The sequence below is a fragment of the Ideonella livida genome (genome assembly GCF_010499455.1).
Lineage (GTDB): Bacteria > Pseudomonadota > Gammaproteobacteria > Burkholderiales > Burkholderiaceae_C > Ideonella > Ideonella livida.
In genome coordinates, this window is the sequence record NZ_JAAGOH010000004.1 from 105,705 (window position 1) to 119,105 (window position 13,401).

Below are 13,401 nucleotides of genomic sequence, written 5' to 3' on the forward strand. Positions count from 1 at the left end.
GTCCTCATGCGTCACTATGAGATCGTTCTGCTGATCCATCCGGATCAAAGCGAACAGGTTCCGGCCATGCTGGAGCGCTACAAGTCCCTGGTCACCAACGGTGGTGGCAAGGTGCACCGCGTGGAAGATTGGGGCCGCCGCCAACTGGCCTACCTGATCCAGAAGCTCGCCAAGGCGCACTACCTGTGCCTGAACATCGAGTGCTCCAAGGAAGTGCTGGCCGAGCTGGAAACCGGTTTCCGCTTCAACGACGCCGTGCTGCGTCATCTGACCGTCAAGCTCGAGAAGGCCGAAACCGCGCCTTCCGTCATGATGAAGTCGGTGGAGAAGGAAGAGGCCCGCAAGGCCGCCGCCGCCCAGGAATCTGCCGCCTGAGTTCGACGTGCTCCGCTCGCGGATGTCTGATCGGCGCCCCCAGCCATGAACCGGCTGGTGCTTGCCGCGCAGGTGCAGGAACAAGGCACTACCCGCTACACCCCCGCAGGACTGCCTGCCGTGGACCTGACCTTGTTGTCGGAGTCCGAGGTGGTTCAGGATGGGCACCCCCGAATGGTCCGACTGGACATCAGGGCGGTGGCCATTGGTCAGCAGGTTTGCGCCCAGGTCAGATCGCTGTCGCTGGAAGCCCGTAAAACCTTCACCGGTTTTCTGGCGCCTTCTCGCAATGGCAAAGGCCTGGTGTTCCACATCACCGACATCCACGACTGAGCCCGTCCCGTCAAACACCGGATTGATCATCGAGAGAGGTCAACATGCCCCCGCCCAAGTCTCGTTTTTCCAAGGACCGTCGTCCCAAGCGCAACCAGCAGTCTCTGCTGTTCCGTCGCAAGAAGTTCTGCCGTTTCACCGTCGCTGGCGTCGAGTCGATCGACTACAAGGACGTGGACCTGCTGCGTGACTTCGTGGGTGAGAACGGCAAGATCACGCCCGCCCGCCTGACCGGCACCCGTGCGTTCTTCCAGCGTCAGCTGACCACGGCCATCAAGCGCTCGCGCTTCCTGGCCATGCTGCCGTACTCTGATCAACACAAGGCCTGACAGGAGCACCCGCCATGCAAATCATCCTGCTGGAAAAGGTGGCCAACCTGGGTAACCTGGGTGACATCGTCAAGGTCAAGGACGGCTACGCCCGCAACTTCCTGATCCCGACCAAGAAGGCCCGTCGTGCCACCGAGGTCGCGCTCAAGGAATTTGAAGCCCGCCGCGCCGAGCTCGAGAAGGCTGCTGCCGAGAAGCTGGCCGCCGCCCAGGCACTGGGCGAGAAGCTGACCGGCATGCTCGTGCACGTGGCTCAGAAGGCTGGCGTGGACGGTCGTCTGTTCGGCTCCGTGACCAACCACGACGTGGCTGATGCCCTGGTGAAGCTGGGTCACAGTGTCGTCAAGGCCCAAGTGCGCATGCCGCACGGCCCGCTGAAGCACGTGGGTGAGTTCCCCGTGCAAGTGGCGCCGCACACCGACGTGGTCGTCGAGATCACCGTCAAGGTGGTGCCCGAGGAATGATGAGGCTGCGGGCCTGATGCCCGCGCTTGTCTTTCCCCGCACCTGAGGGCCGGCCACGCCGGCCCTTTTCTTTTGGTATGCGCGCTTTGTGTGCGCCCTATCATTCCCGCAATGTCCACCATCTTCGACGCCTATGATCCCCGCAGCGGCCAGCGTGACGACGAGGTCGCGCGGCTGCGTGTGCCGCCCCACTCGATCGAAGCCGAGCAGAGCGTGCTGGGCGGTCTGCTGCTGGACAACGGCGCCTGGGACCGCGCGGCCGATGTCCTGAGCGAAGAGGATTTCTATCGGCATGAGCACCGCCTGATCTTCTCCGCCATCAGCCTGCTGATTGCCGCCAGCAAGCCCGCGGACGTGATCACGGTGTTCGAGCGGCTCCAGTCGATGGGCAAGGATGGCGACTGCGGCGGCCTGACTTATCTGAACGCCCTGGCACAAAGCGTACCCAGCGCGGCCAATCTGCGGCGTTATGCGGAAATCGTTCGCGAACGCTCGATCCTGCGCAAGTTGATTGCGGCCAGCGACGAAATCGCCACCCACGCCTTCAACCCCCAGGGCAAGGCGGTGTCCCAGATCCTGGACGAGGCCGAGGGGAAGATTTTCAAGATCGGCGAGGAAGGTCAGCGCAACAAGCAGGGATTTCAGAGCATGGACCAGCTGGTCATGCAACTGATCGACCGGGTGACCGAGCTGGCGGAGAACGGTGCCGATGACGTCACAGGCGTGCGCACCGGGTTCTATGACCTGGACCGGATGACGGCCGGTCTGCAGGGGGGGGATCTGATCATCCTGGCTGCCCGTCCGTCGATGGGCAAGACCGCCTTCGCACTCAACATCGCCGAGAACGTGGCGGTCCAAGAGGGGCGTCCGGTGGTGGTGTTCTCCATGGAAATGGGGGCGGCGCAGCTGGCCCTGCGTCTGGTTGGTTCGTTGGGGCGCATCGATCAGTCGGGGCTGCGCACCGGCAAGCTGCGCGACGAAGACTGGGGCCGACTCACCGAAGCGGTGGACAAACTCTCCAAAGCGCACATCTATATTGACGAGACCCCGGCCCTCAATCCGGCGGAGCTGCGGGCACGGGCAAGGCGCCAAGCCCGGCAGTCCGGCCAGTTGGGTCTGATCGTGATCGACTACCTTCAGCTGATGAGCGGCAGCGCCGCCAGCAGCGGCGAGAACCGGGCCACGGAGCTCTCGGAGATCTCGCGCGGGCTCAAGGCCTTGGCTAAGGAGTTGAATTGTCCGGTGATCGCGCTCTCTCAGCTCAACCGCTCGGTGGAGACACGGCCGGACAAGCGTCCGATGATGTCAGACCTCCGCGAATCCGGTGCCATCGAGCAGGATGCCGACGTGATCATGTTCATCTACCGCGACGACTACTACAACCGGGAGGACTCCAAGACCCCCGGGCAGGCGGAAATCATCATCGCCAAGCAGCGGAACGGACCGGTGGGTGCCGTGCACCTGGCGTTCCTCAAGCAGAACACCCGCTTTGACAATCTGGCGCCTGAAGCCCGGTACGACGACTACTGACTTTTGGCCCCTGGGACGCCCCGGGACGACATATGCGGCACCTTCACTGGTGACGGGCCAGGCTGAATACTGTATAAAGATACAGTATTCACTGGAGTCCAGTCATGCCGTTCCGCGACTCGTCCACCCCGATCCCTGTCTCTCCCAGTGTCAAGGGGCGAGGTACGGTGTGGCTCATGCCCCACCGGTTCAGCCAAGATCAGCGTGAGCCAGTGGACGATGGCTGGTGCCCACAGCGACCAAGGGACGCCCGGTCAGAGCTTTCTGCGGTCAGCCTGCCGACCCGTGTGGAACCGGTGGAGGTGCGCAGCATCTTGACCGGCAACGATTCGCCGGACATCAAGTTCGACCTGTCCCTCAATCCCTATCGGGGCTGCGAGCACGGGTGCATCTATTGCTATGCACGGCCCACACACAGCTACCTCAACCTCTCGCCGGGCCTTGAGTTTGAGACCCGCATCCTCGCCAAGACCAATGCCGCACAGCGGCTCAGAGAGGCACTGGCCAGCCCAGGCTATGAGCCTTTGGCACTCAATCTGGGATCAGCGACCGACGCCTACCAGCCCGCAGAGCGACGACTGGGCATCACGCGAGCACTCATCGAAGTGCTCGCCGAACATCGGCATCCGTTCTCTGTCATCACCAAATCAGCAAGCATCGAGCGTGATCTGGACTTGCTGGCCCCCATGGCGGCGCAGGGCCTGGTGGGCGCCTATGTTTCCATCACCACCCTCGATCCAGCCTTGGCCGCCATCATGGAGCCCCGCGCTGCAGCGCCCCAACGGCGACTGCAAACCATAGAGCGGCTCGCCAATGCCGGCATCCCCGTGGGGGTCAGCGTCTCTCCCGTGATTCCCTTCCTCAACGAACCAGAGCTCGAACGCATCCTGGAGTCCGCTGCGGCCGCAGGCGCACGCCATGCTTTTTCCATTCCCTTGCGGCTGCCCTGGGAGGTGAACCCGCTGTTTCAGGACTGGCTTGCCCGACATTTTCCGCAGCGTGCCGCACGTGTCATGGCTCGGCTGCGGGATATGCGAGGCGGCAAAGACAACGATGCCCAATTTGGCAGCCGCATGACCGGCCACGGCCTGTGGGCGGATCTGCTGCGGCAGCGCTTCGAGAAGGCTCGGCGGCGGCTGGGGCTGTCGGCTGACCGCATCGTGTTGGACGACAGCCTCTTCCGCCGCCCCGAGCCCGCCGCGGGGCAGAAGCCTGAAAGCGGCCCGCTGCCGCTGAGCCGTCGGCGCAGTGCGTCAGGTGCTGGTGTGCCTAGTCAAACGGCAAGAATGCCGCATCCGACCCGGATGCCGCTGCAGAGGCCTCTGTTCTGAGGACATGCCTGGTCACGGCCAGGCAGGCCCGCGCCTTACTTGAACAGATCCTTCACGCGGTCTGTCCAGCTCTTGGCATTGGGCGAGTGCTTGTCGCCGCCCTTGCGGAAGCTCTCATCGAGTTCCTTCATCAGCTTTCGCTGATGTTCAGTCATTTTCACCGGGGTCTCGACGGTGACGTGACAGTACAGATCGCCAGGGTAAGCGGAGCGCAGCCCCTTGATGCCCTTGCCGCGCAGACGGAAGGTCTTGCCGTGCTGCGTGCCTTCGGGGATCTCGATCTCGACCTTGGCGGTCAAGGTCGGCACTTCGATGGCGCCACCGAGAGCGGCGGTCGTCATGGGCACTGGCACGGTGCAGTGCAGGTCATCACCGTCGCGCTCGAAGATGTCATGCTGCCGGATGCGGATCTCGATGTAGAGGTCCCCGGCCGGTCCGCCGTTGGTCCCCGGTTCGCCATTGCCTGCGGAGCGGATCCGCATGCCTTCGTTGATGCCCGCCGGGATTTTGACTTCTAGGGTCTTCTGGCGCTTGAGGCGACCGGCACCGTTGCAGCTCGGGCAGGGCTCAGGAATGATCTTGCCGGTGCCGTGACAGTGCGGGCAGGTCTGCTGGACGCTGAAGAAGCCCTGGCGCATGTGCACCGTGCCCGCACCGTTGCAGGTGCCGCAGGTCTTGGCCTTAGTGCCGGGTTTGGCCCCAGTGCCGCCACAAGTATCGCAGTTGTCCCAACTGGGAATGCGGATCTGCGTGTCCTTGCCGGCGGCGGCCTCTTCCAGGCTGATCTCGACGGCGTAGCTCAGGTCGTTGCCACGGTAGACCTGCTGCCCGCCACCCCGTCGACCATTGCCACCGCCTTGGCCACCAAAGATGTCCCCGAAGATGTCGCCAAAGGCTTCCGCAAAGCCGCCAAAACCCTCACCGCCCCGACCCATGCCGGCGTTGGGGTCGACACCCGCATGGCCGTACTGGTCGTAGGCGGCCCGTTTTTGGGCATCGGAGAGCATCTCGTAGGCCTCCTTGGCCTCCTTGAACTTCTCCTCAGCCTCCTTGGCGCCGTCACCCTGGTTGCGATCAGGGTGGAACTTCATGGCCAACTTGCGATAGGCCTTCTTGATCTCGTCGTCCGAGGCGTTCTTGGCTACGCCCAGGACCTCGTAGTAGTCACGCTTTGCCATCTCGGGATCTCGCGCTTAAAACAGAATCGCCGCGTGCAAGGAGCCCTGCGGGCTCCCCGGACGCGGCGGGCACTCACGGCCGGCCACAGACCGGGCCGGGGGGCCGGAAGATCACTTCTTCACTTCCTTGAACTCAGCGTCCACGACGTTGTCGTCTGCCGGCTTGCCGCCTGCAGCAGCAGCGGCCTCGGCGCCGGCACCTGCCGCAGCCTGTGCGGCACCTGCTGCAGCCTGCTGGTCCGCATACATCTTCTCGCCCAGCTTCTGGCTGGCGGTCATCAGGGCTTCGGTGCGGGCCTCGATGGCTTCCTTGTCATCGCCCTTGAGGGCTTCTTCGGCTTCCTTGAGGGCTGCCTCGATGGCTTCCTTCTCGGCCGCTTCGAGTTTGTCACCGTACTCGCCCAGGCTCTTCTTGACCGAGTGGATCATGCCGTCCGCATTGTTTCGCGCCTGCACCAGCTCCAGCTTCTTCTTGTCCTCGGCGGCATTGGCTTCGGCATCCTTGACCATCTTCTCGATCTCCGCCTCGGACAGTCCGGAGTTCGCCTTGATGGTGATCTTGTTTTCCTTGCCCGTGCCCTTGTCCTTGGCGGAGACATGGAGGATGCCGTTGGCATCGATGTCGAAGGTCACTTCGATCTGCGGCACGCCACGCGGCGCGGGCGGAATGCCCTCCAGGTTGAATTCACCCAGGCTCTTGTTGCCCGAGGCCATCTCCCGCTCACCCTGGAACACCTTGATGGTCACGGCCGGCTGGTTGTCGTCCGCGGTGGAAAAGGTCTGGGCAAACTTGGTCGGGATGGTCGTGTTCTTCTTGATCATCTTGGTCATCACGCCGCCCAGGGTCTCAATGCCCAGGGACAGGGGGGTGACGTCCAGCAGCAGCACGTCCTTGCGATCGCCTGACAGCACCTGACCCTGGATGGCGGCACCTACTGCCACGGCCTCGTCAGGGTTCACGTCCTTGCGCGGATCCTTGCCGAAGAATTCCTTGACCTTGTCCTGCACCTTGGGCATGCGGGACATGCCGCCCACGAGGATCACGTCATCGATCTCGCTGGTCTTGACACCCGCGTCCTTGATCGCGGTGCGGCAGGGTTCGATGGTGCGGTCGATCAGCTCCTCCACCAGGGCTTCGAGCTTGGCGCGGGACAGCTTGAGGTTGAGGTGCTTCGGGCCGGTGGCATCAGCCGTGATGTAGGGCAGGTTGATGTCGGTGGCGGCCGAGGAGGACAGCTCGATCTTGGCCTTTTCGGCGGCCTCCTTCAGGCGCTGCAGTGCCAGCACATCCTTGGTCAGGTCAACGCCTTGCTCTTTCTTGAACTCGGCAATGATGTAGTCGATGATGCGCTGGTCGAAGTCTTCACCGCCCAGGAAGGTGTCACCGTTGGTCGACAGCACTTCGAACTGCATTTCGCCGTCCACGTCGGCGATTTCGATGATCGAGATGTCGAAGGTGCCACCACCCAGGTCATACACCGCGATCTTGCGGTCACCCTTGCCGCCCTTGTCCAGGCCGAAAGCCAGCGCTGCAGCGGTGGGCTCATTGATGATGCGCTTGACTTCCAGACCGGCAATGCGGCCGGCGTCCTTGGTCGCCTGGCGCTGTGCATCGTTGAAATAGGCCGGCACCGTGATGACGGCCTCGGTCACTTCTTCGCCCAGGTAGTCCTCGGCGGTCTTCTTCATCTTGCGCAGGACTTCGGCACTGACCTGCGGCGGGGCCATCTTCTTGCCGCGCACTTCCACCCAGGCGTCACCGTTGTCGGCGGCGGCGATGGTGTAGGGCATCAGGTCGATGTCCTTCTGCACTTCCTTCTCGGTGAACTTGCGGCCGATCAGGCGCTTGACCGCGTACAAGGTGTTGCGCGGGTTGGTGACGGCCTGGCGCTTGGCCGAGGCACCCACAAGGATCTCGCCATCTTCTTGGTAGGCAATGATGGAAGGCGTGGTGCGTGCACCCTCGCTGTTCTCGATCACCTTGGTGGTGTTGCCTTCCATGATGGCCACGCACGAGTTCGTGGTGCCCAGGTCGATGCCAATGATCTTGCCCATGTTCTGTTGCTCCTGTAGTCAGTCAGCCTTGAAGCGCATGTAGGGATAACCGCTGCGCTTTCAAGGGCTTGGATGTGTGGTGTGGGGGCCAGCCCGATTTACTTGGGGGCAGCCACGGTGACCAGCGCCGGACGCAGCACACGGTCGGCGATGAGGTAGCCCTTTTGCAGCACGGCCACCACCGTGTTGGGATCCTGCTCCGCAGGCACCATGCTGATGGCCTGATGCTGGTGGGGATCGAACTTGGTGCCCGCCGGCGGGTTGACTTCCAGGACCTTGTTGCGCTCCAGGGCGGCAGCAAGCTGGCGCAGGGTGGCGTGCACGCCTTCAAGCACCTTGTCCACCGGTGCGCCCGGCATGGCGATGGCCGCCTCCAAGCTGTCCTTGACCGGCAGAAGCGATTCGGCAAAAGCCTCCACCGCAAACTTGCGGGCCTTGGAGACTTCTTCCTCGGCACGACGACGAATGTTCTCGGTCTCTGCCTTGGCACGCAGGTAGGCGTCAGACACTTCAGTGTGGCGCGCCTCGAGCTCCGCGAGCTTGGCCGACAGGTCGACGGCGGGCGCATCACCCCCCACCGCTGCGGCATCGGCATTGACGTTGGGGACGTCCGGGTTCTGATCTTGTGGGTTCATGGTCGGGAGAGAGGAAAGGTGGTGCCCGAGGGACGATGGCTCGGCGGCCTCTGGCCGCCGCACCGCCGTACCAACCCGGCATGCTCCCGGACCTGTGGCCATTTCCCCTGCTTTCAAGAGGGGCGGGTCAAAAAATTTGCGAAACCTCGCGCGCGGTCAGCGGTCAGGACGGATCGATGGAGACGCTCCAGCGGTCCCACTGGGCCAGCTCGCGCCGGTCCTTCTTGGTGGGGCGGCCATGGGTGAGTGTGGCCGCCGGCTCCACCCCCTGGCGACGCTGCTCTTTTGCCGCCTCACGCGCCTGCAGGCTGGCGGCTGTCTCCCGGTAGAGCTGCTGAGCTACCGGCGCAGGCCCCCGGATATCACTCAGGCCGAGCACTTCCAGTTCTCGTGCTGGCATCCCAGGATCTCTCCACGTGATCCGGTCGCCGGGTTTCAGGTCGCGCGAGGCCTTGGCCGCCTGGCCATTGACCTCCAGACGGCCTTTGTCGATGGCCTGCACTGCCAGGCTCCGGGTCTTGAAGAACCGGGCTGCCCACAACCACTTGTCCAGGCGAACCGGATGGTCGACCCAACGCGGGGCCGGCGGCAGGCTCTGCTCGGCAGGTTGGCGGCTCATCGGGTCGCCCCGGCGTCCAAGGCGCGGAGTCGGCTGGCTTCTCGCGCGCCGGGATCGTCCGTCAATGTCCAGCCTGAGAGATGGCGCTGCACCAGTCCGGTCAAGGCGCGCATACCTTGAGGATCGTCGTTCAGGCAAGGTACGTAGTGGAAGTCTTTGCCACCTGCCGCCAGAAATGCAGCCCGCCCTTCCTGTTCGATCTCTTCCAGGGTCTCCAGGCAGTCGGCCGCGAAACCGGGGCAGATCACGTCCACCCGCTCCCGCCCTTGACGCGCCAGCGCCTCCAAGGTGGGTTCGGTGGCAGGTTCAAGCCAACGTGCCTTGCCAAATCGGCTCTGGAAACTCACGCCGAACTGGTCGCGTTGCAACTGCAAAGCCTCCGCCAGCAGCCGCGCAGTCTTGTGGCAGTGGCAATGGTAGGGGTCCCCGAGGTGCAGGGTGCGCTCCGGCATGCCATGGAAACTCATCAGCAAATATCCCGGTCCGCCCTGTCGCTGCCAGTGGCGACGCACCGAGGCGGCCAGCGCCTCGATATAGCCGGGATCGTCGTGGTACTGGTGCACAAAGCGCAACTCGGGTACCCAGCGGGTCTCGCGCCCCCAGCGGGTGACCGCATCAAAGACGCTGCCGGTGGTCGCACCCGAATACTGCGGATAGGCCGGCAGGATCAGGATGCGTTGTGCGCCCGCGCGGCGCAAGGCGTCCAGTCCCGAGGCTACTGACGGCTGACCGTAGCGCATGGCGGGCTCCACCAGCACCGGACAACCCGACTCGCCCAAGTACCCCTGGAGCAAAGCAGCCTGCCGCTGGGTCCACACCCACAGTGGCGAACCCTCCGCCGTCCAGACACTGGCGTACTTGCGGGCCGATTTGGCAGGGCGGGTCCGCAGGATGATGCCATGGAGGATGGGCTTCCAGAGCAGCGCCGGCAACTCGACCACCCGCGGATCGCTCAGGAACTCTGCCAGGTAGCGCCGCAACGCCTGTGGCGTCGGCGCGTCAGGAGTGCCCAGGTTGACCAACAGCACACCCACGCGGGACGGGCTGCCATGGGGGAGGGGAGGTGCAGCTTGGAAGCTCATCGTGTTCAAGAGGTACGCCGTTCCGAGACGAGCGTCCGGCTTATCGGCTCAAAGGTGGTCCAGCTCGTGGGGTTGCGTGATGGTGGCGAAGGTGATGGTGGGCGTTCGCCCGTCAGACGGCGGGGCGCCCAACCCGATGGCACCATGGCCATGCAGGGTGCAGCTGCCGCGCCGCAGGCTCAATACCTCGTCGTCATCGCCAAAACGTACAAAGGTGCCATTGATGCTCAGGTCTAACAGCTCCAGTCCTGCGCCTGCGGCGTCGATGCGCGCATGGCTGCGCGACACGCGACCGTCATCGATCACCACCCCGCAATCCGGGTTGCGGCCAATCTGCAGCGGCAATTGCCCGCGGGCACGGCAGAGCGTCTTTCCCCGCCAGCTCAGCATGATGCCCAGTGCGGGCAGGGCGGTCTCGCCGGTGCGGGTGCCTTGGTGGGTCAGCAGGGAGTCCGAGGGGCTTGCGCAGTGCACCAGCACTTCCACCGGTTCCTGCCGACCTCGCAGCTGCATGGGCGGCAGGCTGCGGAACTGGAGCTGCAGGGGCTCGGAGAGCTCACGCCAGAAGTCGCGGGTCACCAGCGTCTCGCCCGTGTCCGCATGGTCCAGGAGACGGGCGGCCACGTTGACGGCGTCGCCGAAGCAGTCGCCGTCCACCTCCACCACGTCGCCCACACCCAGCCCCAATTGGAGATGCAGCTGAGGTGCGCCGGGCGCGACAACGCCCAGGCGTTGCTGGGCCTCAAGGGCGGCATTCAGGGCGCCTCCCGGACGGGCGAACACAGCCAAAAGTCCGTCACCGAGGGTCTTGACCACTACACCACGGTGCCGTTCGACCGCGTGGGCCACCTCGTGCACGGCACGCGTGACATGCTCGGCGGCGACGGTGTTGCCCAGGGATTCGTAAAGGCCGGTGCTGCCGCGCAGGTCAGCAAACAGCACGGTGCGACGACTCACGTTTCCCATAGGGAAGACAGTGTAGCCCGCCCCGCAAGGGCTCAGGCCGGGCAGGCCTCCCGGGAGGGGAGACCTTCCGTCTGGACTCAGATGTTGTCCAGGTAGGTGCGCAGCTTGTCCGATCGGCTCGGATGCTTGAGCTTGCGGATCGCCTTGGCCTCAATCTGACGGATACGCTCGCGGGTGACGTCGAACTGCTTGCCCACTTCTTCCAGGGTGTGGTCGGTCGACATCTCAATGCCGAAACGCATGCGCAACACCTTGGCCTCGCGCGGGGTGAGCGAGTCCAGGATGTCTTTGACCACGTCGCGCAGGCCTGCCTGCATGGCCGCTTCCACCGGGGCCACGTTGTTCGTGTCCTCGATGAAGTCGCCCAGGTGGCTGTCATCGTCGTCGCCGATCGGCGTCTCCATGGAGATCGGCTCCTTGGCGATCTTCATGATCTTGCGGACCTTGTCCTCCGGCATCTCCATCTTCTCGGCCAACGTCGGCGCGTCCGGCTCGTAGCCAAACTCCTGCAGGTGCTGGCGAGACAGCCGGTTCATCTTGTTGATCGTCTCGATCATGTGAACCGGGATGCGGATGGTGCGGGCCTGGTCGGCGATCGAGCGGGTGATGGCCTGACGGATCCACCACGTCGCGTAGGTCGAGAACTTGTAGCCGCGACGGTATTCGAACTTGTCGACCGCCTTCATCAGGCCGATGTTGCCCTCCTGGATCAGGTCCAGGAACTGCAGGCCGCGGTTGGTGTACTTCTTGGCGATGGAGATCACCAGGCGCAAGTTGGCCTCGATCATCTCCTTCTTGGCATCACGGGAGGCCTTTTCGCCCTCGTTCATGCGACGGTTGATGTCCTTGAGGTCCTCAATGGGCACCACGGCCTTGGCCTGCAGGTCGATCAACTTCTGCTGCAGCTCCTGGATGGCCGGCAGGTTGCGGCCCAGGATGGCGCTGTAGCCCTTGCCAGCACCCACTTCCCCCTCGGCCCAGCGCAGGTTGAGCATGTTGGGCGGGAAGGTGCGGATGAAATGCTCCTGGGGCATGCCGCACTTGTCGACCACGATCTTGCGCAGTTCACGTTCGTAGCGGCGCACATCATCCACCTGCGAACGCAGGATGTCGCACAACTTCTCGATGGTCTTGACGGTGAAGCGGATCGTCATCAGGTCGACGCTGATCGCTTCCTGGGCCACCAGGTAGGTGGAAGACTTGTAGCCTTCCTTCTCGAAGGCCGCCATCATTTTGTCGTAGTGGCGGCGCAGCTCGCCGAACTTGTGCATTGCGGCGTTCTTGAGCTCCTCCAACTTCTTGGTGAGCGCCTTGGAGCCGCCGTTGCCGTCGTCGTCGTCCTCTTCGTCGAACTCGTCGAAGTCCTCTTCGGCCACATAGTCGTCCGCCTCGTCTTCGGCAACGAAGCCGTCCACCACATCGGAAATCTGCAGGTCGCCGGCGCCGATCTTGTCGGCCATGGTCAGGATCTCGGCGATGGTGGTGGGCGAAGCGCTGATGGCCAGCATCATCGCCTGCAGTCCGCCTTCGATGCGCTTGGCGATCTCGATTTCGCCCTCGCGCGTCAGCAGCTCGACCGAGCCCATTTCGCGCATGTACATGCGCACCGGGTCGGTGGTGCGGCCAAACTCGGAGTCCACCGTCGACAGCGCGGCTTCCGCGGCCTCTTCGGCTTCCTCATCGGTTGCGGTGCCAGTGTTGCTGCCGGAGATCAGCAGGGTCGCGGCGTCAGGCGCCTGCTCGTAGACCGCGATGCCCATGTCGTTGAGCATCGAGACGATCGCCTCGAGGATCTCATCGTTGATGAGCTTTTCCGGGAGGTGGTCGTTGATCTCCTGATGGGTCAGGTAGCCCCGGGTCTTGCCCATTTTGATGAGGGTCTTGAGCTCCAGGCGGCGCTTGGCGACTTCCTCTTCCGTCAGGGCGGTCTCGTCCAGGCCAAACTCGCGCATCAATGCGCGCTCTTTGGCCCGGCTGACCTTCATGCGCAGCGGCTTGGCCTTGGGCTTGTCATCACCGGCCTCATCCCCCGCCTCGGCCGTCTCGGTGGCCTCAACCTCGGTTTCCCCGTCGATTTCGCCCTCGATGTCGCCGATGTCCTCTTCCAGTTCATCTTCGCGGCGCTTGGGAGAAGCAGCGCTCTCTGTCTCCTGCTTGGGCTTGCGACCGCGCTTGGCCTTGGTGTCATCGGTGCCGGTGGTCTTGGCGGCGGCCTTGGTGCGGGTCTTCTTCAAGTCCTCGGCGTCGGTGGACGTGGCGATCTTCTTGGCGGTCATGCAAATCCTTGTCGAGTCTCGAACTGCCGGTGGGGTAGGGCGCGAGCGTGAGGGCCATACCCGCTGAGTCGCCCTGCGTGGGGCGAGAACCGCGGCCACGAGGGCCGGCGTGGCCGTCAGCCTGGCGGCCAACCCTTGTACGGCGGCCGCACCGGCGGGCATATTGCTATGGCCCGCCTAGAAACATTTCAGGAGGGCAGGCGCGCAATTTGCCGCAAAAAGCGGATT

13 protein-coding genes are annotated in these 13,401 nt (G+C 63.9%); 6 read left to right on the forward strand and 7 right to left on the reverse strand.

Features of this window, described 5'->3' with window-relative positions; translation table 11 throughout:
- Nucleotides 1-6 precede the first annotated feature (6 nt).
- The 6 genes from rpsF to G3A44_RS04990 all read left to right on the forward strand — a co-directional run bounded on the left by rpsF (nucleotide 7) and on the right by G3A44_RS04990 (nucleotide 4,362).
- On the forward strand, nucleotides 7-375 hold the full coding sequence (rpsF, locus tag G3A44_RS04965) for a 30S ribosomal protein S6 (RefSeq protein ID WP_163456406.1): 369 nt from the start codon (nucleotides 7-9) through the stop codon (nucleotides 373-375).
- A 45-nt stretch (nucleotides 376-420) separates the two neighbouring features.
- Nucleotides 421-708: a primosomal replication protein N gene (priB, locus tag G3A44_RS04970; RefSeq protein ID WP_163456407.1), complete on the forward strand. Its 288-nt coding sequence runs from the start codon at nucleotides 421-423 to the stop codon at nucleotides 706-708.
- A 44-nt stretch (nucleotides 709-752) separates the two neighbouring features.
- A complete protein-coding gene (gene rpsR, locus G3A44_RS04975; protein ID WP_163456408.1) occupies nucleotides 753-1,037 on the forward strand; it encodes a 30S ribosomal protein S18 in 285 nt (94 codons plus the stop codon).
- A gap of 14 nt (nucleotides 1,038-1,051) precedes the next feature.
- On the forward strand, nucleotides 1,052-1,501 hold the full coding sequence (gene rplI / locus G3A44_RS04980; protein ID WP_163456409.1) for a 50S ribosomal protein L9: 450 nt from the start codon (nucleotides 1,052-1,054) through the stop codon (nucleotides 1,499-1,501).
- Between the two features lie 111 nt (nucleotides 1,502-1,612).
- A complete protein-coding gene (gene dnaB, locus G3A44_RS04985; RefSeq protein ID WP_163456410.1) occupies nucleotides 1,613-3,031 on the forward strand; it encodes a replicative DNA helicase in 1,419 nt (472 codons plus the stop codon).
- Between the two features lie 104 nt (nucleotides 3,032-3,135).
- The gene (locus tag G3A44_RS04990; protein WP_163456411.1) at nucleotides 3,136-4,362 is read left to right on the forward strand and encodes a PA0069 family radical SAM protein; all 1,227 of its coding nucleotides are present in this window, start codon (nucleotides 3,136-3,138) and stop codon (nucleotides 4,360-4,362) included.
- Nucleotides 4,363-4,397: 35 nt separating this feature from the next.
- Here the strand turns inward: G3A44_RS04990 and dnaJ are convergent, their stop codons facing one another.
- From dnaJ to rpoD, 7 genes are all read right to left on the reverse strand, one after another.
- Complete coding sequence (dnaJ, locus tag G3A44_RS04995; protein ID WP_163456412.1) at nucleotides 4,398-5,540, reverse strand: molecular chaperone DnaJ; 1,143 nt, start codon at nucleotides 5,538-5,540, stop codon at nucleotides 4,398-4,400.
- Between the two features lie 111 nt (nucleotides 5,541-5,651).
- Nucleotides 5,652-7,595, reverse strand: a complete 1,944-nt coding sequence (dnaK, locus tag G3A44_RS05000; protein ID WP_163456413.1) for a molecular chaperone DnaK — start codon at nucleotides 7,593-7,595, stop codon at nucleotides 5,652-5,654.
- A 98-nt stretch (nucleotides 7,596-7,693) separates the two neighbouring features.
- Complete coding sequence (gene grpE / locus G3A44_RS05005; RefSeq protein ID WP_163456414.1) at nucleotides 7,694-8,230, reverse strand: nucleotide exchange factor GrpE; 537 nt, start codon at nucleotides 8,228-8,230, stop codon at nucleotides 7,694-7,696.
- A gap of 163 nt (nucleotides 8,231-8,393) precedes the next feature.
- Nucleotides 8,394-8,849, reverse strand: a complete 456-nt coding sequence (locus tag G3A44_RS05010) for an Hsp15 family ribosome-associated heat shock protein (protein ID WP_163456415.1) — start codon at nucleotides 8,847-8,849, stop codon at nucleotides 8,394-8,396.
- On the reverse strand, nucleotides 8,846-9,931 hold the full coding sequence (gene hemH, locus G3A44_RS05015; protein WP_163456416.1) for a ferrochelatase: 1,086 nt from the start codon (nucleotides 9,929-9,931) through the stop codon (nucleotides 8,846-8,848). Before hemH ends, G3A44_RS05010 begins: the two co-directional genes overlap by 4 nt.
- 48 nt (nucleotides 9,932-9,979) lie before the next feature.
- Nucleotides 9,980-10,897 carry an adenylate/guanylate cyclase domain-containing protein gene (locus tag G3A44_RS05020; protein ID WP_163456417.1) on the reverse strand — a complete coding sequence of 306 codons (918 nt, stop codon included), beginning with the start codon at nucleotides 10,895-10,897 and terminating at the stop codon, nucleotides 9,980-9,982.
- A 77-nt stretch (nucleotides 10,898-10,974) separates the two neighbouring features.
- Nucleotides 10,975-13,335, reverse strand: a complete 2,361-nt coding sequence (gene rpoD / locus G3A44_RS05025) for an RNA polymerase sigma factor RpoD (protein ID WP_375138627.1) — start codon at nucleotides 13,333-13,335, stop codon at nucleotides 10,975-10,977.
- Nucleotides 13,336-13,401 lie beyond the last annotated feature (66 nt).